The 24,235-nt window shown below is 43.7% G+C and carries 18 protein-coding genes; 1 reads left to right on the forward strand and 17 read right to left on the reverse strand.

What is annotated here, in order from left to right; genetic code table 11:
* Positions 1-14: 14 nt before the first annotated feature.
* The 16 genes from A3762_RS20205 to A3762_RS20275 all read right to left on the reverse strand — a co-directional run bounded on the left by A3762_RS20205 (position 15) and on the right by A3762_RS20275 (position 19,733).
* Positions 15-1,472 carry a lipopolysaccharide biosynthesis protein gene (locus A3762_RS20205; protein ID WP_068757337.1) on the reverse strand — a complete coding sequence of 486 codons (1,458 nt, stop codon included), beginning with the start codon at positions 1,470-1,472 and terminating at the stop codon, positions 15-17.
* Between the two features lie 186 nt (positions 1,473-1,658).
* Positions 1,659-1,817: an IS3 family transposase gene (locus A3762_RS28945; protein WP_156493628.1), complete on the reverse strand. Its 159-nt coding sequence runs from the start codon at positions 1,815-1,817 to the stop codon at positions 1,659-1,661.
* 68 nt (positions 1,818-1,885) lie between these two features.
* Complete coding sequence (locus tag A3762_RS20210) at positions 1,886-2,608, reverse strand: sulfotransferase (RefSeq protein ID WP_197469440.1); 723 nt, start codon at positions 2,606-2,608, stop codon at positions 1,886-1,888.
* A gap of 204 nt (positions 2,609-2,812) precedes the next feature.
* Entirely contained in the window at positions 2,813-3,805 is a 993-nt protein-coding gene (locus A3762_RS20215) for a sulfotransferase (RefSeq protein WP_068757338.1), read from the reverse strand.
* Positions 3,802-4,779, reverse strand: a complete 978-nt coding sequence (locus tag A3762_RS20220) for a hypothetical protein (RefSeq protein ID WP_156493624.1) — start codon at positions 4,777-4,779, stop codon at positions 3,802-3,804. The genes A3762_RS20215 and A3762_RS20220 overlap by 4 nt, the downstream gene beginning before the upstream one ends.
* On the reverse strand, positions 4,760-4,987 hold the full coding sequence (locus A3762_RS20225) for a hypothetical protein (protein WP_068757342.1): 228 nt from the start codon (positions 4,985-4,987) through the stop codon (positions 4,760-4,762). The genes A3762_RS20220 and A3762_RS20225 overlap by 20 nt, the downstream gene beginning before the upstream one ends.
* A 44-nt stretch (positions 4,988-5,031) precedes the next feature.
* Positions 5,032-5,736 carry a WbqC family protein gene (locus A3762_RS20230; RefSeq protein WP_068757344.1) on the reverse strand — a complete coding sequence of 235 codons (705 nt, stop codon included), beginning with the start codon at positions 5,734-5,736 and terminating at the stop codon, positions 5,032-5,034.
* Complete coding sequence (locus A3762_RS20235) at positions 5,733-6,818, reverse strand: DegT/DnrJ/EryC1/StrS aminotransferase family protein (RefSeq protein WP_068756112.1); 1,086 nt, start codon at positions 6,816-6,818, stop codon at positions 5,733-5,735. The genes A3762_RS20230 and A3762_RS20235 overlap by 4 nt, the downstream gene beginning before the upstream one ends.
* 16 nt (positions 6,819-6,834) lie before the next feature.
* The gene (gene rfbA, locus A3762_RS20240) at positions 6,835-7,713 is read right to left on the reverse strand and encodes a glucose-1-phosphate thymidylyltransferase RfbA (RefSeq protein WP_068756115.1); all 879 of its coding nucleotides are present in this window, start codon (positions 7,711-7,713) and stop codon (positions 6,835-6,837) included.
* Positions 7,710-8,972: a dTDP-glucose 4,6-dehydratase gene (gene rfbB / locus A3762_RS20245; RefSeq protein ID WP_082869267.1), complete on the reverse strand. Its 1,263-nt coding sequence runs from the start codon at positions 8,970-8,972 to the stop codon at positions 7,710-7,712. Before rfbB ends, rfbA begins: the two co-directional genes overlap by 4 nt.
* 5 nt (positions 8,973-8,977) lie before the next feature.
* Complete coding sequence (locus tag A3762_RS20250) at positions 8,978-9,970, reverse strand: Wzz/FepE/Etk N-terminal domain-containing protein (protein ID WP_068757346.1); 993 nt, start codon at positions 9,968-9,970, stop codon at positions 8,978-8,980.
* Positions 9,971-10,419: 449 nt separating this feature from the next.
* Positions 10,420-13,176 (reverse strand): SLBB domain-containing protein, encoded by a 2,757-nt coding sequence (locus tag A3762_RS20255; protein WP_082869268.1) that lies wholly within the window; start codon positions 13,174-13,176, stop codon positions 10,420-10,422.
* Between the two features lie 88 nt (positions 13,177-13,264).
* A complete protein-coding gene (locus A3762_RS20260) occupies positions 13,265-14,302 on the reverse strand; it encodes a zinc-binding alcohol dehydrogenase family protein (RefSeq protein WP_197469441.1) in 1,038 nt (345 codons plus the stop codon).
* 96 nt (positions 14,303-14,398) lie between these two features.
* A complete protein-coding gene (locus A3762_RS20265) occupies positions 14,399-16,795 on the reverse strand; it encodes a fatty acid cis/trans isomerase (protein ID WP_068757349.1) in 2,397 nt (798 codons plus the stop codon).
* Positions 16,796-17,503: 708 nt separating this feature from the next.
* The gene (locus A3762_RS20270) at positions 17,504-18,376 is read right to left on the reverse strand and encodes a hypothetical protein (protein WP_156493625.1); all 873 of its coding nucleotides are present in this window, start codon (positions 18,374-18,376) and stop codon (positions 17,504-17,506) included.
* Positions 18,351-19,733: a hypothetical protein gene (locus A3762_RS20275; protein WP_068757352.1), complete on the reverse strand. Its 1,383-nt coding sequence runs from the start codon at positions 19,731-19,733 to the stop codon at positions 18,351-18,353. The genes A3762_RS20270 and A3762_RS20275 overlap by 26 nt, the downstream gene beginning before the upstream one ends.
* A gap of 267 nt (positions 19,734-20,000) precedes the next feature.
* On the opposite strand from A3762_RS20275, the gene A3762_RS20280 reads away from it, so the two are divergent.
* Positions 20,001-22,430 carry a DUF748 domain-containing protein gene (locus A3762_RS20280; RefSeq protein WP_156493626.1) on the forward strand — a complete coding sequence of 810 codons (2,430 nt, stop codon included), beginning with the start codon at positions 20,001-20,003 and terminating at the stop codon, positions 22,428-22,430.
* 925 nt (positions 22,431-23,355) lie between these two features.
* Here A3762_RS20280 and A3762_RS20285 read toward each other — a convergent pair.
* Positions 23,356-24,189 carry an SDR family oxidoreductase gene (locus A3762_RS20285; RefSeq protein WP_068757356.1) on the reverse strand — a complete coding sequence of 278 codons (834 nt, stop codon included), beginning with the start codon at positions 24,187-24,189 and terminating at the stop codon, positions 23,356-23,358.
* Positions 24,190-24,235 lie beyond the last annotated feature (46 nt).

Here is a 24,235-nt window from a genome sequence, read left to right on the forward strand (position 1 = left end):
GTAAGGTCTTCGGTTTAAGGTATAAAGCGCCACTTATTAAATCTTCTCTTCAACAAGTTTAAGGCCAATTGATACCCCTTGAGGTTTAGTAACGAGGCAACAGCCAGATATAGCATTGCAGCGATCAAGCCAAGGCTCGCAAGCTCATATATAGGTCGCCAATCCAAAACATATTGCAACCAAAAGATCATAGAAGCGATTACGCCAGACAGGACAAAGCTCGGCAAAAAATCAGAGAGCTGTGTGGGAATAGAATAATTAAGTAGTTTCGTAGAATAGTATGCGTTTGGCACGTAACCTATTATCGAAACGGCAATTTGGCCAACGATCACTTCAGTAATACCATACGGGAGAGTGCAAATAAAAACCGCTATTGCCAAGGCCTTTTTAACAACACCTATATAGAAGACAATGTTTGAGTAACCTTTCACCCTTAGTACATTGAGATTTATCGAAGCTATTGGGTTAAATAAACCGGCTAAACACATTAGCTGGAAATAAACGGCTGAGCCATGCCATTTTTCTGGAAGAAAGGATTCAAATAACAACGGTGATAGTGCGCTCAAGAAAAACAAAACCGGAGACAATAAAAATGCTGTGAGCAGCATTACTTGCGTAATCATTGATCTAAACTCTGTGGTGTCTTGCCTAACCTGCGCTAGTGCAGGATAAGTTACAGTTTGCACTGATACAACAGCGAGATTGAGTAACACTTGCTTTAGCTTATGAGCAAGAAAGTACCACCCTATCGGCCCAGCGGCGAAATATTTTGGTAATACGATCAAATACATGTTTTGAAAAGGAATTGACGCAAAGGAGTCAATTACAATGAACTTGGAGAACTTCCATAATTCTGCAAGTGAGCCAAAACAGAATACAAAGGAAGGTCGCCACAAACTCAAACGCCAAAAGAAAATTGCTATAAATACTGCATTGAAGACTATTTGTGCAATCAAAGCCCAAACACCATAATCCATAAAAGCCAATAAGATCGCGATCAATGAAGACAAGATTGCCGCAGGAAGTACAACTCTTAATTGCAGTTTAAACTGAAAAGAGCGGCTCAATATGGCTTGCGGCACAACTACTAAAGACTGAAAAAAAACGGAGAGACTCGAAACCCTGATTAAAGAAACCAAACTTTCTTCTTTATAAAATTCTGCAATAAACGGTGCAACTGCGTAAGCCAAACCATATATGACTAATGACAATATGAGATTTGTCCAAAATACTGTTGAGAGATCTACAGACTTTAAGTTAGTTTTCCTTATAAGCGCTTGCCCAAATCCGCCATCAACTGCGGCTGAAGCCAAAGAAATGAATACCGTTAACATCGCTATCAAGGCATAGTCATTTGGAGACAAAAACCAGGCAAGAATTAAAGTTGCAGCAATACCTATGCCTTTAGCAATGACCTGCTCCAAAAAGTTCCACAGAACATTATCGAATACTTTTAATTTCAGAGACTGCATTAAGCTTTATTCTCTCAGGAATGATGAAAAGTTTGAGAAAAGGTCATACGTACCATAATGTCCTCAAAAGGACTTGTTTGACAAAAATAGAAAACGATTAATTTTCAGGTAAATGTAAAAACTTCAAAATATTCTCCGATGATCCTGGCTCCTAGAGCTTTGCATTGGCAAAGATATGTGTTCTGGTCAACTCCAGCCGGACACGTTCTTTAAAGAGTTTTCATAGCTAATGGGTGATTGATTTCCATTGACTGTATGGAGCCGTTCTAGGTTGTGATAGCGAATATATTCACCAACTCTTGCTTCATGTGCTCTCTCGTTGGCTACGCTATTTTGAAAACCCAGTCATAACCTTAAGTTCTCATTCTGACCTGTCATCTGAAGACTTCCATCTCTACTTTATACACGAATCGTCACGTTCGATTTTCCCAAGGAAAGTCTTCGCAAAGAGAAGTCATGCCAATAAAATCAAGGAATCTCTGGTACTCCCCTTTCTGCGAAAGATTAATAATCAAAAGATCTTTCGGCCGCTCTTTAAAATACTCGACAACGTCCAAATAGTGTTTTTCATAATGTGATCTCATTACGTTTTCGTTGTAAGGATCCGAGTAATCTGTGCCATGAACTCTAACTACATTTCTCTTTAGTCCTGTACCTTTGTACTTTTCCCTTTTGATATCTTTACATGTAGGAACACGACCATCTCTCCCAAACAATTTTGAATGAAACCTAACTAAAGAGTCGTACCACTGCTTAGAATCATCTCGAACCGTCAATATAAACTTGCTACCTGGGAAAGCTCGATCTACCTCTTTAATAGTATCAAATAGGCTAAACGGCACATCCTGAAAAACTTCTGCCGTTTCACAGTAGTCGATAATTCGATCAAACCTACCCGAAAAGAAATCTTTATCTGTCAGGTACTCTGCAATAAGCTGATCGCCTAGGGTAAACCCCAGATCACTAAAAGCCTTGCTTATTGAAGTAGTACCTGTCTTATTTCTTCCAATACAAAAATATTTTGTTCGGCCTTCCACCAATCTTGATCTATTCCGTCTCACTAAAAAATAGATCAACAATTTCAATCTAAATCTTATCCAGCAGATAAGCCATGTACGAGCCAAGCTTTTAATCATATTGATACTCTCTTTTTAAACACTTTAGAGTGATAAAGTGTTCTGGGCCCTGGATTTCTAACAATCTTCTAGCATTTGAGGTAATTTGATCACGATGCTACAACGATGAAATTATCCGGCTGAAATAGTTAACGATCGAATTATTTTTTATGAAAGATCATCTAGTTCAAAAAATCGCTATACAAAGAACGTCATCGTAAAAATTTAACACTCAACGTTAAAGAATGCCCATGCATCCAATATTGCCTGGCTTGGTTTCATAGCATTGGTGACCTCAAAACGTTGCTTCATCCTCTCTGGAGGAGACAGCTTACATCCTAGGTTCGCTAACTTTTCTGAAAGCTCTATCCAAAAATCCGCGGGGCATTGGCAAAATTCTTCATACTGAAGATCTAACCTGTTATCGGCTGGTATTGATCTGAATCCTGCCTCAACAGCCTTATTGATATAGTAAACCTGCCCCGCCACCTGTTTTTCTGCAGACAAGTCCTTCAACTCATCGTATTCTGGGATCTTAAACGAATACCAAGCATCGACGCTTCCCAACTGCCGTTCACGAGCCTTCAATCCCGAAACCACGTTTGCGACAGGATCTCGTTTCAAATGAATAAATACGGAATTAGGAAAAAGCTGATAAAGGAAGTCAATGTTATAGTTTAATATCATCGCCTTTGCAGCAAATGGCTTCCCCAATACATTCGCAAGTCCTGATAGCTGCCTAACCAACAGATCTTTATCGACAACCTCATTGAGTCTTTCGGTACTCAAAAAATCTACGCTGTCAGAAAATGGCAAAAACCTGCGCCAAAAATACCAGAATTCGTTTGGCTCAAGCGCACCTTTTGTTTTTCCATTCGAGGATGTAAACGTCGCTTTACTGGAAAAATCCTTTAACTCGTCCCTAAAGTTAAAACGTTCATCAGCCAACAATAACTGCAACTTAGAGCCCAAGACTGGCGCTTTATAAAACCTCGACAATAAATTTGTTGGGTAAGAAAATAAACCTGTATTTGCCAACCATTGCATTAACAGTGTCGATCCTGATCGGTGTGCGCCAAATATAAATACAAAAGGATGCTTAGCCGGTTCAGGAGCTAGTATTTCGCGTTCCGCCAACCAAAGGTTATCGTTCACCTCTGCTAATAGAGTCTCAAGAGACAGGTTACGCTCAAATTCTTTTACTCTTCTATCACTCATTTTGTGTCTACCAAACCTAATATCTGATCGATATCGCCAGCTTTGTACCTTTGATCTAGCGGTAAGGCTAACAAGTCGATAGCTAATCTTTTTTCTTCTAGAGTTAAGCCTTCTCTATGCAATACATCTGGCCAGTAACCTGCGGTATAAATGCGTTTAGAAGCCAAACATTCCCGTATCTTTTTACCGTCACTCATTAACAAAGGAAATACCATCGGTACGGCAGCTTCATCTAGGTGAAGCTCATTTTTCTGCTCTAGCTTAGATTGGTAGCAGCCGAAATTGTCATACCTTCGAAGCCGCACATCCTGATAATCAATCGTAGAAAGCAAATTTTCGGTAAATACCGATATTTGATCTAAAGATAGGTTATTCAGGGACTCTTCACTTTTTAAGTACTGCTCATAATAAGGTTCCGGACCTGCAAGGAGACGTCCAGTCAGGTGTGCAACCCGATTCATGCTAGTAACGTCTCTGTTAGCCGTTTGAGTCATATCTAGGGCTGTAAAAAGAAGCCCCCCATCAGGCACACCAAAAAACTTTCTAGGAGAATAAATTGTGCACGCTGCGCCATCACCCGGCGGAGAAAAAAACGCTTGCGAGTGGTCGCATACAACATTTTCCCGACCATACCTTTCCAAAACATCTGTTTCTTGCTTGCCACACACACCAAAGTAATTGACGTATAAAAGCAGCTCCCCGTTTTTAATGTTGATTTGCGACGCAGGAAGGAACTCCAAGTTAATCGAATAGAACTTTATTCTTACATTCGCTTCTTTGAGAGGCGTTAGCATCGAGTCACAGATATAACGCGGCATCCATACGGCTGTAGGCTTTTTTTCCAATAAAAAAGCATAAAGCGCAGAACGTGCCGAAATATACTTTATAGCTTCGCTATAAAGATACTTATTCGCTACAGGGGGAAGTTCAAGTTCGAAGTAGCCGCCAATGGACTTATGCGGGTTCAACTGCAAGGTACCTTTCCATATTGTCCATCATTTCAGCCATTTCAGCCATTGACTCAAACCATAAAATCATTGTGCCCAAGGTACAGTTTGAGCCACCATATACTTCGACCTGATCCCATTTATTCACCCACAAATCCAGCTCAACAATTTTGCCTTTCAGTGTTTCGGAGATATCTAAATGTGAGAATTTTCCAGCCTCTGTTGAATCGATCATGTAGCTAGACCAGAAACATCGTATAGTCTCAGGAAACAAAAAACTCAAGCCTCATGGTAATCACGCACCATCATGTCTAACACCTCATCAGGAGAGTTAAACATAAGCACATCAATAACCGACAAAAATGGCTGAAATGGTTTACCAAACTGCTGGTACTCTCTCGGTATAGCCCGAATAAACTCCAGCTCAATCCCCTCGGACGCAAAGGAATTTTTGTCATATAGATCTAACCCACCTATCGGATTAATATAGCTAGATGCGCTTAGCTGCTTACAAACGGCAATGACTTTTTCTTGAGATTTTAAAGTCGTAAAATCGCCTAGTTCAGAGCTAACCAAAATCTTCGTACCTATATTCAAAAGACTTTTAACAGCCATTAGATTAGCGAATAGGAACTTAAACAAATTAGTTTCACTAGCAGTAATTGCTTGCTTCAGATAATCAAAAACCTCATGAAAGTATGGCGCTTTTGAATACGCACCCTTTAGCTTCTGCATCAATTTTAAACAGTCTTTCTCCCAAGCCGCTGCCAAACTGCGATCTCTTATATGCAAATAATCTGAGTCTTTCTTTAAGGGGATAGAGATATAAGATGGTTCGCCATTGACAAGTATCCTATTTCGATTAATCCAGCTTTGTTTAACGTATTGAATATCATCATAAACAACAAAAACGTCAGCAGCATTCATCAATTGAAAGTAACCAATATAAGGGTAAAAATACGGCTGCATTATGGCCACTTTCATGAACCAACTACTCCAACAACTAACTTATAAACTTCTTTAACCTCAGCTGATTGAAGCTCTGGCCAGATCGGCAAACATACAATCCGCGAAGCAATATCGCTAGAAACACTAGCTTCACAACCATCCTCAAACATAACCAAACTGTTCAGCGATGGATAAAAATACCTCCGGGCTTGAACGCCGCTTTCTGCTAATTTAGCAACCACATCGATTACTACTTGTTCATCTTTTAACAATATCGGAAAGTACGCGTAATTATTGTTCGCTGCTGGATGGCGTTTTTGAAGTTGATATTTAGGCGCTAGCGCTTCTGCATACTGCTCCCAAATATCCTGCCGCTGAGTTTGAATCCGCTCAATATCATCCAACACTGCCAAACCAACTGCGGCATGAAACTCACTCATTTTGGCGTTGGTACCAAGCATGCCGATCGAATCGGGCCCATCAATACCGAAGTTAATTTTTGTACGGATTTTGTCAGCCAGCTCTTTTGTTTTGGTGATAACCGCACCACCCTCAACAGTATGAAAAAGCTTAGTCGCATGAAAACTTATGGTGCTTGCATCACCTTGTTTTAAAACCGATTCGCCATTGAGCGTTGCGCCAAAGCAATGAGAGGCATCGTACACGGTTTTGAGATTGTGCTTATCAGCAATCAACTGGATGGCCTCTACATCACAAGGGTTACCGAATACATGCACGGGTACAATAGCTGATGTATCTGGGGTAATACTTTGCTCCATAGGGTTTGGATCGATGTTCCAGGTATCTTTATCGATATCTACAAACACCGGATTTAAACCTTCCCATTTGAGGGTGCTTGCTGTTGCGATAAAGCTAAACGGCGTTGTTAAAACATCACCTTTTAGCTCTAATGCTTTGTAGGCTAGATGTAATGCGAGGGAGCCGTTTGCTACTAGCACCAGACAATTTGCATCAAGCCCTAAATGATCTGCCAAACGCTGAGTGAGCTTTTGAACAAGCGGGCCATTATTGGTCAACCAGTGTGTATGATAAATAGAGTCGATATAACTATCGACTTTTTCACGGCTAGGTAAATAAGGTTTTGCAACAGGGATCATTCTTTTGCTTTAAACCTCATGCTTCCGCTAATAGCTCTTTGAGGTAAGCGCTGTACTGCCCTTTACCCATCTGCTCTACTTTATTGACGATGGCTTGTGTAGTTAGCCAGCCGTTTTGCAGAGCGATTTCTTCCAGACAGGCAATTTTAAAGCCCTGACGTTTTTCAACTGTTTCAACAAATTGTGATGCTTCGAGCATACTTTCATGCGTACCAGTATCAAGCCAGGCAAAGCCACGACCAAGCGTTTCGACAAAGAGTTGACTCTGTTCAAGATAGGCATTGTTTACACAGGTAATTTCAAGCTCGCCACGCGAACTTGGCTCAACCGCTCTGGCAATGTTCACAACATTGCTATCGTAAAAATACAAACCGGTGACGGCGTGTTTTGATTTTGGCTTTGTAGGTTTCTCTTCAATGCTGATTGCGTTTTTATTTGCATCAAACTCAACTACACCAAAACGCTCTGGGTCTTTAACTTGATAACCAAACACGGTTGCGACGTTTTGTTGCTCGGCTCTTTTCACAGCGTCGATTAGTTTTGGTGTAAAGTTTGGACCATAAAACACGTTATCGCCCAAGACCAAGCATACAGAGTCTTGTCCGATAAATTCGTCCCCAATGAGAAAGGCCTGTGCAAGACCTTCTGGGTTTTCTTGTACTGCGTATTCAAGCGAAATGCCAAACTGCGAGCCGTCACCGAGTAAACGTTCGTACTGGGGCAAATCTTCAGGTGTGGAGATAATTAGAATCTCACGAATTCCGGCGAGCATAAGTACCGATAAGGGGTAATAGATCATCGGCTTGTCGTAGATCGGTAAGAGCTGTTTAGAAACACCCAAGGTGATTGGGTGAAGGCGCGTTCCTGTGCCGCCGGCCAATACAATACCCTTCATGCTTGCGTTCCTTGTTTTTCAAATTGAGATGTTTCACTACCTAAAGTCACACCAAGGCGCTCGCGTTGGTAAGAACGGTCCTGTACGTGTTTCACCCACTCATTGTTAGATAAATACCATTCCACGGTTTGGCGTAGCCCTATCTCGAAAGTTTGTTTGGGCTTCCAGCCAAGTTCGCATTCGATTTTACTTGCGTCGATTGCGTAACGGAGGTCGTGACCGGGGCGGTCTTGGACGTGAGTTATTAGGTCACGATATGACTTTTTATTACTCTCTAAGTTTGACATAGGTCCTGAATGGCCCAGGCCACCCTCTCTCGCTTCGCAATTCACCTTGTCAAGTTCAGGATGACGGGCAGATTCCGGCTCGTTGGCCGGAATGACTGATTTTGGAGCTGGTATGACAGGATTGCCAATAGGCACTAGTTCTTCAAGCAAATCGCAGATGGCATGCACGACTTCTATGTTTTGTTTTTCGTTATGGCCACCGATGTTGTAGGTTTCGCCCAGCGCGCCTTTTGTGACGACTTGCCAAAGTGCCTCAACATGGTCATCTACGTATAACCAGTCGCGAATTTGTTTGCCTTCACCATAAACAGGCAGCGACTTGCCGTCTAGGGCGTTTAAGATCATTAACGGGATCAGCTTTTCAGGGAACTGATAGGGGCCGTAATTGTTTGAGCAGTTGGTGATTACAACAGGTAGGCCATAGGTACGATACCAGGCTCTAACTAAATGGTCCGACCCTGCTTTAGATGCAGAGTATGGTGAGCTTGGTTCATAGCTTGTATCCTCGGTGAATAGGTCGGATGTACCCTCTAGATCACCATACACTTCATCTGTTGAGATATGGTGGAAGCGAAAGCATTCTTTTGCCGCTTGATCTAGGCTATCCCAGTATTTACGAGCAACCTCTAACAACGTAAACGTGCCAACCACATTGGTTTGAATAAATTCTGCTGCACCATCAATTGAACGATCTACATGGCTTTCTGCAGCCAAGTGCATAACCACATCGGGTTTAAACTCAGCAAACGCATTTTGCATTGCTGCTTGGTTGCAAATATCTGCCTGTAAGAAAGTGTACCCCCCGTTCTGCTCAACGCTTTTTAGCGACTCTAGGTTACCCGCATAGGTTAGCTTATCGATATTTAGAACGCTTAAGCCAAGATCATTAATGAGATATCGAACCAAGGCTGAACCAATAAATCCAGCACCGCCTGTGACCAATACTTTTTTTGGGTTTAATTGATTTGCCATTACTGCTAATTACTTCCTAGCCTAGCTTCAGATCGACCGTCAGACTTTAAGCCACGGACTAGCGCAATAATGCAACCAATCAAACCACCAAGCATTGCGCCGAAAATACAAATTAACGCGCGCTTTGGCTTCGACTTTTGTTCTGCCACACGCGACTCACTTACGGTTTTAAATACGTATTCTGTTGAGCCTTTGGCGAGCATGAGTGTTTTGGTTTGCTCTTCGATGAGGTCATAAAACACGCTTTGCATGCTAGCGAGCGGGGTTGATTCGATTTGTTGTTTTAGGAAGGAGACATTTTTTTCAGCCGCGACAGCATCGCGCGCTTGAAGTTGCGTATTGATTTTTTGAACTAGCGCATCCACCCATAATTTTGCGACTTCTGGCGAATAGTATTCGATGTCTAGAGAGATAAAGCCTGAAACTTTATCTTCGCCAATGTTTAGGTATTCTTTGAAACGTCCGTACAATTCCCAAGAGCTTGGTTCCGCCTGGTTAGCTTTAGGAGGCTCGCGCATCCAGGTTTGGGTTTGCGGGTTGTAGACCTCGATGTTATATATAAGCGTATTGGTATCCAGGTTCCAACCTTTGACTGCGAACACCTCAGGGGCGATATTTTGTTCTTGAATAAATTCTTCGATAAAAGCCCAACTTTGGAGGATCTCTAGTGCCTCTGCTGTTTTATTTGAACCGCCACCACCAAGGTTAATGCCTGCTAAAGAGGCTAAGCCACCAAATTGGCCTGCAAGTTTGCCCAAGCCTCCACCGGATGATTCTGCCGGTGCGAGCACGGCGGTACTTTTGTACATATTTGGAAGTGAGAGGGCATAGAAGACGGAGGCAACGGAGAATAAAGTTGTGAAGGCGATGATGATCCATTTGCCGCGCATAAGGGCGCGCCAGAGTTCAATGAGGTCTATTTCATCGTCGTAAGGTGGTTGCGCTTGGGGCGCTTGATAATCAGGGTTACCCAACGTTGGCGGCTGTTTCTCTGACACTTTTTCTTTGCTTCCGTTTCTAGTTTGCTTCGGTGTTTATGGTTACTTACCGGAGCTAAGTGTGCTTTTATTTTGTCGATTGAGCCGACTGTACTTTTAAGGCTTCGCCTTAGGTACATTATTACCCGTTTTTTATCTTGCCGCTTCCACGCGGCCGACGGGTTAAGGGACTTGTAGTGACAAGCCCCTTAACAATCCCAAACAGCCCCTGCTCTCGGGGGCCTTCGGCTACTCTCTAGGCTTAATTAAAATCGGCACTGCGGAACTCGCCTTCGGCTCAAACAGCCCTCGCTTAATCCGATTTTAATTGGCGGCCTTTCGACTCTCTCGAAGGGGTTTGACCCTTCGTTAAAATTCAGTTTTATCAGAGTTTCGATATAACAAATCGACTCATAAAATTTACTCAGATCCCGAGTCAAGCTCAAGATGACAGCAGAAATATAAAAGTTTTATAAACTACCCACGGCGGCGGCGCCGAGTGCTATTTGGTAGAAAATCTGGCTCAAGTCACGCCATAGTACTAACTGGTCTAACTTGTCTGCATCTAGTGGCACGACAACGGTGTCGCCCGGTTCCATTTGCGCATCGTTACTTGCAAACCAATGACCGCTATCAGGTAGTTGTACACCACCATTTGCTTTAATAATGTAAATACGATCTTCGTCTGCTTTATCTGTTGTACCACCGCTACGCTCAATGTAATCGGTGTAATCAAGCTTTGGCTCAAACACTTGCGAAATAGGCAGTTGTACTTCACCAATAATCGTTACGCTATTTTTGCGTGATGGAATGGTCAACGCATCGCCGTTTTGCAATGGAATACTATAGTCTGGGTCTTCGGCTAACACTTTACGAAGATCAACCACTAAACGTCCAAGCGCTGGCGTTTGCTGTAATTGTGTAAGTAGTTCCTGCGCCTTACCGATATCACCACTACGACGCGATGCGTCTTTTTCAACAAGCTGTGCTTTTGCAATGTCTTCTGCCAAACGGCGCTGCATTTCTTGCAGACGTTTCTCTTGCTGTTCTTTTAACTCGATACGCGTAAACACTGCACCTGGCACATATGCATAGTTAGTCACACCACCTGCACGTTTCAGCACATCGCGGAGCTCGTCATCTTTGTGAATGGGGTATACCCCAGGGAAGCGCACTTCGCCTTTCAGCTCTACGTAATGATTTTCAACCCATTCTGGAATCCCACGAATCTGAAGCACATCGCGTGATTTAAATTCAAACTCGCGCCCTGCCGCCATGTTCAGATCAATTTCATAACGGGCTTGAATACGTTTTTGCTGCTCATCGAAATCAGTACGATTAATCTCAGCGCTGAGCTTATAAGCTTTCTCAGTTAAACCACCAGCTGCGTAAATAAGATCTTCAACGTTCATTCCGTCTACAAGCGGAAAATCCCCTGGGTAACGCACCGAACCAGTAATACGTACTTCTTGAGACGGGTTACCGATTTCACTCTGTGCACGAAGTTCTTCAAGAATCTCATCGATGACCCACTTACGCCCCCAGTAAGCCGCTTCTTTTTCGAATTCAGTAACGGTAAAGCGAGTACGTGAATGCGCACGATCTCGGTCTAATAAAGGAGATTGAGCGTTATCGGTAGATGACGCTTGATAATCGAGCGGCAAACCCGTCATACGCACGTCTGAGAATGCGGCCGTTGAACTCGCTAACTCTTGTGCCTGAGCAGCCATCTCTTCATATTCAGGCGACAATTTCTGATCACGAGGATACAAACCGAATACAAGAATCTCATCTTTGCTTTGCAGCTCAACATTGTACTCAGAGCTGGGATCAGCAAGTGCGCGATCAATACGGAACGACAAGACCTTCAAAGTTTGCTGTGGCGGCAAATACCTCTTAACCAAGCCATAACGCAAATCAGAGCCAGGTTTCAGCTGATCGACTGAACTAATCACGTCAGTTAGACGCATTCCGTCTTTGAAGCTTTGTACACCAGGGCGATATACATGGCCGCGCAGGGCAATCGTATCTTCCACTTTTTCAAGCACTGAAGGAATACGCAATATGTCGCCCGCTTGCGCTGGATTCGCGTTTAAATCTTCTGCTTTGGCCGATACATTCAATACAGTTCGCTGATCGACATCATTGATACGTTCTAGAGTACTCTTCTTAGGATAAGCAGAAGGTTTTAAGCCGCCAGCAAAGCCAAGCAAATCACTTAATGTCTCACCTTCTTTGAATTCATAAATTGCGGGTCGGCGCACTTCACCATCTACGCCTGCAGTATTGCCAACGGGAGGAATAAACACCACATCCCCAGAACGCAATGCCGCATCATTAGAGGTATCACCCTTCAAAAGCAGCTCATACAAGTCTAGCGTTTGTACTAACTCGCCTTTTCGTTTGAGTTGAATATTACGTAGCGAGCCACTTTCACTAATGCCTCCACTCAAAACAAGCGCATTAGTAATGGTCGATAGTGAACTCACCACATAGCTGCCTGGCACATACGCCTCACCAAGCACAAATACCCTAATCGACTTAAGCTCCCCCATCGAGATTGAAGCTTTCATACCGATCATGCGCTTAGAGACTTCGTCGCGCAGCTTGTTCTTCACTTCTTCAAAACTAAGGCCTGCCACGTTCATTGGGCCTAGCTCTGGGAAATGGACCTTTCCTTGCGCGTCGATCCCGAGCTGATAACTCTTACTTTCTTTGCCATAAAGCTCTACCTTCAAAGTATCACCCGGGCCAAGCACGTAATCATTTGAAACAGGAATATCATTCACTGGCTCAAAGGTGCTTGGAGCTCCTGCAAACAATTCATAGCCGAAAGGGACAAGCTTGCCCACTTGATATCGCGCGCTCGACTCTTCCCCAGAAATATCGTCTCGCGGCAATGTTTGTTTACTTGGATCTTGAGACTGCCCGCTTCGAGTAAGTACCGAAACTTGCTGCTTAGTTTGGTCTTCTTGAAAACCACGACCACTCGCACCGCCGCCAAATTGACTTAAATCTACGCCATACTGTGCCGCTAGCGCTTGTTGCTGCGTAGGGTCCATACGCATAAATTGATCAATAAGAAGAGGGTCCACATCAATGGCGGAAGCTGGAGTAATAACACTTACAAATATTGCAGGCGCTAACAAAGAAGAGATAAATCGAGCAATTCTTTCCATGAAGCGATGTTTCTTGTCTTGTATATTGTTGTGGATCTTAGTCAGCATGCAGTGTACTACACGATTGTTTATCAGCTAGAGCTTTCATCGTTACGGTTACGTTAATGATGCTGTTTTTTTATGCAACTCACCATAATTACAACCAATCTTCCAACACTAACTTACCCATCAACTCGCCATTCTCTATGACTTGATGTGCCGCAAGCAGGTTCTTCGCGTTAATCGGACGATAGGCGTCTGCCAACACACTCTTCAAGATCCCTTCATCTAAAAGGCGCGATACTTCTGACAAAATATGTCGCTGCTCGATCATATCAGGTGTTTTGAACATCGCTCGAGTGAACATAAACTCCCAAACCAAACTCGCCGATTTAGGTTTCAACTTATTAAGAGGCAACGGTTTCACATTATCTACAATGCAGCAAATTTTGCCTTGCGGCTTAATGATGTCACACATTGCATCGAAGTGTTGATCAGTATGACTGCAACACAATATGTAATCAGCGCCCTTGTAGCCAAGTGTCGAGATTTGCTGCTGAATATCATCATGATGATTCACAACGTGCGCCGCACCTTGGCTCACACACCACTCAATTGCGCCACGCTTACTCGCTGTTACCACTACTTTCAAACCTGCTAAACGCGCGGCCATTTGTGTAGCAATTGCGCCCACTGAACCAGAGCCGCCGATAATCAATAATGTTTTTTCGCTATTATCTTTTGCAAGGCTGATTCCCAAGCGCTCAAATAAAGCTTCCCATGCGGTAAGCGAAATAAGCGGCATAGCAGCAGCTTCTGAATTGGATAACTTGCTTGGAGCAGGCCCAACAATACGCTCATCAACAAGCTGATATTCACTATTCGAACCCTGCCGAGTAATGTCTCCTGCGTAAAACACGCGATCACCAGGCTTATAATAACGTGTTGCATCGCCCACAGCCGTTACAATACCAACAGCATCGTAACCAAGCACCTTCGACTCTTTTTCGACTTTATCCTTTAGAGATCTTACCTTTGCATCGACAGGATTGACGCTCACCGCAGCAACCTTCACTAAAAGGTCATGCGCCCATGGTTTCGGAATCGCGAGCTCAAAATCCTTGAGTACATTATCGTCGCTGAAAGATAAGTTTTTCATTAAGCCAACAGCTTTCATTTTATTGTGATTCGACATCCTTCATCCCTTGAAGTGATCACGCGTTACGATACTTGATAAGTATAACGTAAGCTGTTCGCTCACGGTCAAGCAGCTTATTGATTTATTGTGCGTTTATCGATTTTCATATCGATTTAAATCAACAATGCCAGATTTTTCCGACTGGTTAAACATATACCAAACATGCAGCCAATCTGAGAAGTCCCAAAATGTTGGATCCGTTCTGCGCACGGCAAAGTCATCAAGCAAAGACACATAATCTTCTTCAGATTTCATTTGACTAATGCGTTCGACGAAATGATCAAACAAGACCGTATGCACATCAAAAAACACCTTTGGATAGCTACCAAGTACACCAGGATAAAGCGTTAAAGTGTCTCGCTCAGGAACAAGAAAGTCGTCTTCCATAAATAATGAAGACACATTTTCATGAAAACGATTACTCGCGATTGAGAATAACTGCATTTGTCCGTCTGGAGCTTTAACGCGCACCATTGCTAACTCTGGCAACAATGAAGCGGCTATACCGCTAACTTTCTCTAATCGCTGCAGAGGATCATTCATTTCTGGGAACTGGTCCAAATAGGCTTTTGGTAATGCCGATACTCGACGATTCTCAGCACGCGTATAATCATAGATTCTGTCGAGCAACTCGTTCTTCGGATCATTCGAACCATATTCAATAGCATTGTGCGGTAACTTCATTTTATGCAGAACGTTTAGATAGTCTTCTACCTTTTCTTCCGCACTTTGATACCAACTTAAGAATTCTTTCTCCGCGACATCATCAGGTAATAGCATCAAGAAATTGCTTTCGCCTTCCATGCGTAAAAAGTCCATATACAAACGCGTATTTAACTGGTGTCCTAGGTTGCCATAGACGTCAAAACCAGCCACCAGCAAGTAGTGAATGCGCTCTAACAAACTATACGAAATTACCCAAGCTGTTTTCGGCTTATCACCATGCAAACCATTTACGACCGTCGCATTATCGAAGTGCCGAAATATAGTGAGTGCTGCATTTGAGTTATGCGCTTCACTCCCATCGATATCGCTTGTCAGACTTTTGCCACTCCAGAGCATATCGAGTGACAACTCAGCAACACCATCAGAAAAACTGTTGATGTAGTCAATTTTGTCATTCAGATGCTTCTCTTGGAGCGCAGCGTATTTCGTCCATATTTTAAATGGTGAGGCTGTGCTTTGATCTTCAGCAGGTAAGCGAAGGTTGCCTGCGTAATTTTCAGCGCGTGCTGGGTCATACAACATGGTAGGAACTTCAGGGTCGACAAAGAACACCCAGAAGTGATCTTCGATCACATTTAAGGCCACTTGCCCACGACATACAGGCCCCTTGATGTAACCCATGATGGTGAATTCGGCTTCTTGCAGCATAAATTTATAACGCGCTGCAGCCGGGAGTTCTTTAAAGGTAATGAATGGATTCGATGCTCTCTTAGCATCATAGCCAGGCAACTTAGTCACTTCATAGTCGGCATTCAAAAACCACTCACGCCACACTTTCATCCGCGCATCATTGAACTTATAAGGCATGTGCGTTTTATCAACGATAGTGCTACGTACAGGCTTTAATCGGTAGTAGAAACTCTTTGTATTTGGATCATCAAATGGTCGACGTGAGGCGATTTCATCAATCGCCTGACCGCTAGGCGTGCGCGAACGAACCAAATTGAAATATTGGCCATTACCTAAATCTTCAAACCAAATATTCGCCAAAAATAGGTGTTCGTAAGCATAACGAGAGAACAACTTTTCTTTATTGCTCTGGCCATTAAAGAAGGCCTCCCATTTCGAGACTTGGTCTAAGTAAGGCTGACCTAGTGGCGACTGCGGTAAGACCGGCGAGCCCGCTTCTACCCAACGTTGAATGGTATTAAAGTCTTCATCGCTAATGGCTGGAAGTCCAAAGGGCATTCCCCACTGCGGATGGGCATCTGCATAGCGTTCATATTCTTCAATTGTTGAACACTCTTGCGCACGATCTGTTGAGACATCGAATACATCGGGGTCAATTTGCGCCGTTTGCGGAAGTGGGTGCTGACGCTTTTGCTCCAACATTTTTAAAAGCAAGCTGCCCTGCACGTTAGCGACAGGGTTTTGCGCACGCTCATTCAACACAGGGAAATAATCCCGCGCACGCCACTCTTCAGTTGTTTTTGCATCGACACCAAGACGGGAAGGCTCAGCCGCTACGATACGAGCCCCGTCATATACCAACTCTTTACTCGCTCCACGATCAAGCCCGTCATATGACGATAACTTCAACTGGCATGGTCCGTCATAACAGGCATGACAGCTAACACAACGCTTATCAAAGATGGGCTGAATGTCGCGATGATATTCTGGGACACCTTGCTGATATTCTGCGACTTCACGATTTTGTACCTCGGGTTCACCCCATTGTTGATCAAGTTGATGTTGCGCGATCGTGGCACAACCGATGACGAAGAGGCTTATGAAGAAGTAACTAAAAAGGTGCTTTGATTTCATAATAGTCGGCTAGCTAGTTTGGTTTGGATTCTATTTAGTTCGGCTAAGTAGCAGTTTAGAACAGCTGGAGAATGCTTCAAGATGAGGTTTTTGTTTTAACCTAAAGGTCGCTTGAAGTAGCTTTTAAGTTGAGCTGTTTATTTTCAAACTCTCGTTAATCTTAAATTCATTACTTCTAATCCGTTTATGTTCTTTCTTGCTCGCACAAGAAAGAACCAAAGAAATGCGTACCTGCTCTTCGGCCCTTAGGGTACATTCGTGACTGGTTAAAAATGGCGCTGCGGCCTGGCCCAGGCCACCCACTCTTGCTTCGCCATTCACCTTGTCTCGTTCGCGCTACTCTCTCAAACAGTCCTCGCTTTATCCATTTGTAACTGGCGTCACTCATCCTACGAGAAGGCAGATGCCGCTTCGATAAATCTGGAAAACAAACAAGGTTTGTGTCTTGCACCAACACCCCTTCTGACATGATGAGTCGCGGATAAAATAAACAGGAATTCGTCGAGGACTGTTTGAGCCGAAGGCGAGTCACGCAGACGCTGTTTATTTTTGAGCAACGAATAAGACCGAAGGGCATGTCAGCGGGGCTGATTGGGATTGTTAAGGGACTTGTCAGCACAAGTCCCTTAACTAGACCTTTAGGTCGAAACCTGAAAGCGGAACAATCAAAGCTCTTAAGGCGCTGTCGGCCGCCGCCGACTCTGTTCCCTAATCTAATGGAAAATTAAACGCTAAGTGAAAAACACCATCCTCTGCATCAGCAAAACGATAGCCAAAGCCAATGCGCTCGATATCACCAACTGAGGTTTCAATGGCTTTATCTAAGCCCCAAGTAAAACCAAGCTCGTGTACATATTCATCTTGAAGAACAAGAGCTTCGTTTTCCTGAAGATCAAAGCCGACTGCAAAATAATAACTCGTCACATAGAATGAGAAGAAACTACTCAAAGGCCCAAGCATAAGTCGCTCAGGAAACTTGAGATCAGCGCCAATCTGGAACGAACTAAAGTTTTCAGAAGCCGCATCTCTGGATGAGAAGCCAGCATGCTGCACCTTCGCAAACAGTATTTGTTGCTCTCCCCAAATATCCGTATACCGAAAAATAGACGAGCCTATTGCGTAAGTCGTGGCGCCATTGTGCGAGCGTAAATCCCGGGCATACCCAACATCGGCAAACGGCACAAACTTGAGTGCTTCCGAGTCCCAATAGTCTTTTTCAATCCCTAGCCCAATCGACATAGTGGAAGCGTCTTGCTCGAGATCAGTATTACCAACTCGCTCATAATCGAAGTTAGATAAGCCCAATGAAACAGGAACTCGCCATCGAAAATCACCTAGTGACGGTAAGATCGTCCTGTCATCCTCAAACCGCGGCATCAAGTTCAAAATAGTGACATCGTTGTCAGCGGTTTGATAAATACCAGAGCCGTAGTAATTCGAAAACGCGAAGTGCGGTTCGAATACTTCTTGTGCACGCAACTGAGAAGAGAAAATAAGAACAAATAAAAACGATAAAAATGGGGTAAGAGTATGGGTGCTCTGACCCCAATCTGTTTTATGGAGAAAGGATTGAACTATCAAAATCGCCTGCATTCGTAAATAAGCCAGATGGCCCCGCGAGGGCATCTGCTGCATCTGTCCATGCGTTTACGTTATAGGCTGTTTGAATGTCATTCAAGTCCGTGACATCAATCGCTTCTTGAACGAACTCAATAAAACCGGCACCACTGTTTACCGTCAGATCCGGCGTAGCGACAGCACAACTCGATGAGCTAGTCACACTACCGTCTGCGAGATCTACACAAATGGTACCAGTGATTGAAGCAGAAGTGCTGTCACGCTGATCTTCAATGTTCATCGACACCTCAGCAAACGCCGCGGCATCAGCTAGAACCGCCGATTCCGCCGCAACGATAAAAGCGTTATGGTAAGTGCCCGGACCACCGGAGTTACCTTCAAAAGCTGCAAAATACACATCTGCATCATCGCCCCCCTCAATCAACAAACGCATCAACTTAGATTGCGCATCATTTTCAGAATCATCTGAAACATTCAGATATTCAAAGCGCATCTCACCCGTTTCTTTATTTTGAAGCAGCGTATTAATGCCAACAGCATTTCTGTCTTGATTAACAGGCTCTAACTGCAAAACATTTAGTGCCGTAACGCTATTGCGAATCCAATACCAAACAAACGGATCGCCCCCCGCTGACACTTGCACCGCTCGATCAAACAGAGACTGCTCGGTACTGATATCAACCACTTCCACAGACACTGAAAAAACCGTATCGTCGATAGGGTCGGGGCACGCGACATTGTCTAGCGTCATTGTATCGTCTTCTCTCACACAAAAATCATATGTGCCCGCTGCCATTGCTCCTGGAATTCCTCCCGCTAAAACACCCAGCACATTAAACATCCCGTCCAACTGACCAAAGAGTGTCGGTTTAAAAATGCCATCGTCATTGCTGCGCGCATAACCCGACTCAAGATGATATCCAATGAAATCTTGAAGATTCACATTTTCAACATCTTCACCTGCTCTGAAGATACCCGTGATATTAGGATAGGCTTCATCGGTTTGAACTACTCCACCAGGTGGCTGAATTTTGTCAGTATTGTTTATACTTGCCCACAAGGCACTGATGTTTTCTGTTGCATTCACCGGCGCCGCAATCGCGAACGATTGAGAGGGAAATAATATGCCTTCGATACCATGACGCAACTTTTCAAAACCTCGAGCCACCGTTTGATTGCTACCATACGATGGCAGAGCGCTATCGACAGACTTCGTTACATCGGCAAGGTCATTAGGTGTTGGAGCTGAGTTCTCAACAAAGTCAACCCCAGAAGAAGAGCTTGAGTTTGAGCTTGAGCTACAAGCCGAAACAAAAACAGATGCAATGATACATCCGCCAATCAATGATAAATAATTCATAATTCACAAAACCTCAATATTAGAATAAGCGTCGCACTTACAATGCTCAATTGCACGACTATTACCTGAATATGAGCGTTGTCTAAAGTACTCTTTCTAGTCTAGACAATAAGACTTACAGTGCAAAAATGTAGTCGGTCAAAAGTAAATCACCTCGGTCATGAAGCCGAAGAAAATTCGGCCATCAAGCCAAACATCGATGGAAGGACAAGGAACTTGTGGTAAGGTATTTTGTTCTCTGAGTTTCGTTCGAATGAGGATGCGCTTGTGTACACATTATTAAATCGACTTCTTGCTCTTGTGATAGTTCTGATCATTGCAAGTTTGTTGCTTGTTTGGCTGCTCAGTCCTTACCTTATTCAGTACTATGCGCCCAAAGTCCTTGTAGACTATAAACTGCAATTAAGTGACGCGAGTCATGTACGCCTCAATCCGTTCAAAGGCGCAGTCAGCATTGAAGATTTCCAACTCATCAACACGAAAGACAAAAACTTAGGCATAGAGATCTCTGAAGCCGTGATTGATCTTAACTTTTGGTCTCTCACTCAAAATGTCGTGTCGTTCGACACCCTAGATTTCGACAATATTCAACTAAACATTGAACGAAATGGTGATGCGATTCGAGTTGCCGCTTTTGATATTCCAGAAAACTCAAACCAAAACGAGCAAGAGACAAACACTAATAACGACGCTACCCCTACAGCATGGAGTTTGAATATACCGCTGTTAGAGATTGATGCTCTCAGCATTGAATTCAGCAACAACGACAAACAACATAGCGCGCAACTAAACAAGTTTAATCTATCTGAACTGACGTTAGCTAGCGACTCACTTAGAGGGACCTTTCATCTAGACGCTTTAGTGAACGACGCTGCGCTGAATCTAGACACCGACTTTGATTTCCATTCTTCAGATGAAGGATTGTCGGGCCAGGCATCATTTTCATCGTCCCTCGCAGAGCTGCAAACAAAAGCTTTTGCATATCTTGCCCAAGATTTTACCTCACGAGCCGAGGGAGCCATTAGCTATGAAATTAATGGTCAACTATCTCTTGATAAAGCGCAGAATTTGACGCTTGAATTAACGAACACAAATGTCGTTTTAGAGAATGTCACCTTGAATATTGATCCCTTCATTATTCGAGAAAGCTCTTTAAACATCTCAACATCTGAGCTGTCATTGGGCCGCTCATCCGAAGGCGTATTGAACTCAAATGGCATCGTTAGCCTAGAGGGCGAAGACTTAGAACTCGGCCCCAGCAATAAGAAGGACATACTTATTGCTATTAACGCACTAAGCATTCCAAGCATTGACTATGAACTAAAAGACTCGGGGCTAAGCATAGGACAAATTGCGTCTATTACCGTAAGAAAACTACTCGCTTCTAAAGTGATTCAAACCGACGAGAACGAACAAAAGATAGATCCCACACCTCTGCTTACACTTAATTCGATTCATGTTGATCAACTTTACCTAAACCCAAATAACCTGAGTATTGAGACAATCGAGCTCGAGGGGCTAAACGCCAATGTATTTGTCGATGCAGAGCAGAATGTCTCTAACCTTGTAACAGTTCATCAAGAAGCCCACGAGCAAGTTGAAAAAGCAGATGCCGAAAAGGCAGATGTGCAAAATGAAATAGCTGAACAAGAACAAATTCAAGAACCAAACGCGCAATCAGCTGAGCAGCCAGCAGAACAAGAAGCCTTTGGTTTTTCTTTATCCAAATTTGCCCTGAAAGATCAGGGGATGGTGAACTTTATCTATGAAGGGGTAACACCATCATTTAAACAGAGCTTAAATATCGATAAACTCACTCTGGCAAAACTTGATAGCACAACGCCAGAAAGCTTTGCTCAGCTTCATGCTATGTTCACAGCTGGCCAATACACATCAGCAGAAATCAAAAGTGAACTTGCTCCGTTTAAGGACAAAACCAATCTCAGCTTAGAAATGAATCTCAAAGAGTTTTCACTTCCTAAGATCTCGCCATTTATCAGGACTGCTGCAGGTTTTGATATGTCTGCAGGGCAACTCGACTCAGAAACAAAAGTCTCTGTTGTAGATGACGAAATTGACGGCACGGTCGACCTTCATATTCGCGGTTTAGAAATCGATAACGCAGGCGATGTTCACTCTGGTAGCATTGCAGAGCAAACATTCATTCCATTGAATCTGGCACTTAGCTCTTTAGAAGATAGTAACGGACGCATTGAGCTGGACATCCCTCTCAAAGGCAACGTCAACAACCCCGACTTTGGTTTAAATGGTTTTATTAATTTAGTCGCACAGCGTGCCGCACTTGCCGCTTCGCAAAGCTATTTAATTAACACCTTTGTGCCTTACGCAAATATCGTAACCCTCACTACCATCGCAGGAAGTTACGCCTTAAAACCTCGCGTAGAACCTTTATATTTTGATGAAGGCGAAGTTGAATTAGACGAAGAGCAAAAAGCCTTTGCAGACAAGCTGGATGCTTTACTTAACGACAAAGAAGACATCCATATTGGAATATGCGGGTTTGCTCTGCCAGACGAAGATGACGAAAACCCAAAAGCACTTGCGAATCAGCGAGCAGAGAATCTCAAACAATATTTAGTCAACGAAAAGAAACTTGCCTCATCGAGGATTTTGATTTGTAAATCGAAGGTTGATACCCGAGAGGATGCTAAAGCGAGAGTTGAGTTTACTTTTTAGTTTTACGTTATTAGTTGGTCGGCGGCGACCGAAGTCTTTGGTTTTTTTCAGGTTTCGACCTAAGGGTCGAGTTAAGGGCTTAGCCTGAGCTGCACCTAGGGCAACTTACCCTTTCAAGACAAACAGTTTCTGTATTAATTAATTTATTACTCGATTTTCTTACTACTATTCTTGTCGGCTGCGGCCGACAGCGCCTTAAGACCTTTGACGCCAAAGGTCTTAAGAATCTAAACGCGCCCAAGCTCTCGAGGCCTTCGGCTTCACTCAAACTCTTGTTTCAATCGGCGCTGCGGGACTCGCCTTCGGCTCAAACAGTCCTCGCGTATTTCCGATTGTAACGATCAAGTTTTCGTCTCTCGTGACGGGGGATTGTTGCAAGACCAAGACTTTGTTTGTTTCCCAGATTTATCGAAGCGGCATCTGCCTTCTCGTAGGATGAGTGACGCCAGTTAAAAATGGAGTAAGCGAGGACTGTTCGACGACTGCGAAGCGGACTAGACAAGGTGAATTGCAAAGCAAGAGAAGGTGGCCTGGGCCATCCGCAGCGCCATTTTTAACCATTCACGAATGTACCCTAAGGGCCGAAGAGCAGGTACGCATTTCTTTGGTTCTTTCTTGTGCGAGCAAGAAAGAACATAAAAACGATTAGAAACGATAAATTTCAGATCAATAAAAGCTTAAGAAAATAAGAATTCATCAAATAAAAACCGGAAAAAAACCAATTTTTTAACCCTTTTAGGGGGGATTACGCCCTCCGGACGATGTGACTACGCCCCCTACGCCCCTAAAATGGGAACCATCAAAAGGCGTTACAGAAAAGATTCAGGCCCTTTTCTATAAAGCCTTTCATCTTCTTAAAGATTTAAAAGTTTCTACGCCCGCTGTCGAATAGGCCTCGACAGCGGGCTTTTTATTTTCCGACGTTCTATTTCTTTGTTTGCTGCCCCTGTCGCGCTTCTCGCTCTAGATAAAACTGTTTTGCTTTCGCGCCTTTTTTCATCAACGCAGGCTTAAGTGCTCTGCGAATTCCCGGAAATAAATATCCAAAGGTCGTGAGAATCGCTGAAGAACCGGGTATCGCACGTTCGCGCTTTCCGTCTTGCGCACAAGCCAATACTGCCTCGGCAATTTCAGCTGCGGTACTCATAGGTTGAGAAAAAACCAGATCAGGCACTTCTTCGATATGCCCCATAATAAATCCTGTGTCGATCGGCCCTGGCGAAACCAAAGAAACAGTCACAGCAGTTTCATTCAATTCTTCTGCTAGCGCTAATGAAAATGCTCGAAGTGCAAATTTACTGCATGAGTAAGTCGCTTCTCCTTCTAAGGGAATGCGCCCTGCGAGCGAAGCAACATTCACCACTGCCGCACTAGGTGCTTTGAGTAAATATGGCAAAGCTAATTTCGTGAGACGAATAGATCCTTTAAGATTGATATCAATGGTCTGATCCATTTCGTCTAAATCTGCCTCGGCGACATTTCCTCGGCCGTGAAAACCAGCATTGTTCACCAAAACATCAACGCGTCCGAATTCGGCAACGCTCTGTTCAATTAAACGCTCACAGTCTTCACGTTTGGCAACATCGGTTGGGACAGCAATCGCTCCATTACCGAGCTCTTTAGCCAAAGACTCGATGGTGTCTTTGGAACGAGCAGCAAGCACGACCTTAGCGCCCTGCTTGGCGAATTGACGTGCACACTCCTCACCTACACCTGCTGACGCGCCTGTGACGATAACTACCTGATCCTGAAATTGCATGATGAACCTCGCTTGATTTGTTCTTATTAAACCCAAAGTAAGCTAG

The organism is Oleiphilus sp. HI0125, from assembly GCF_001635355.1.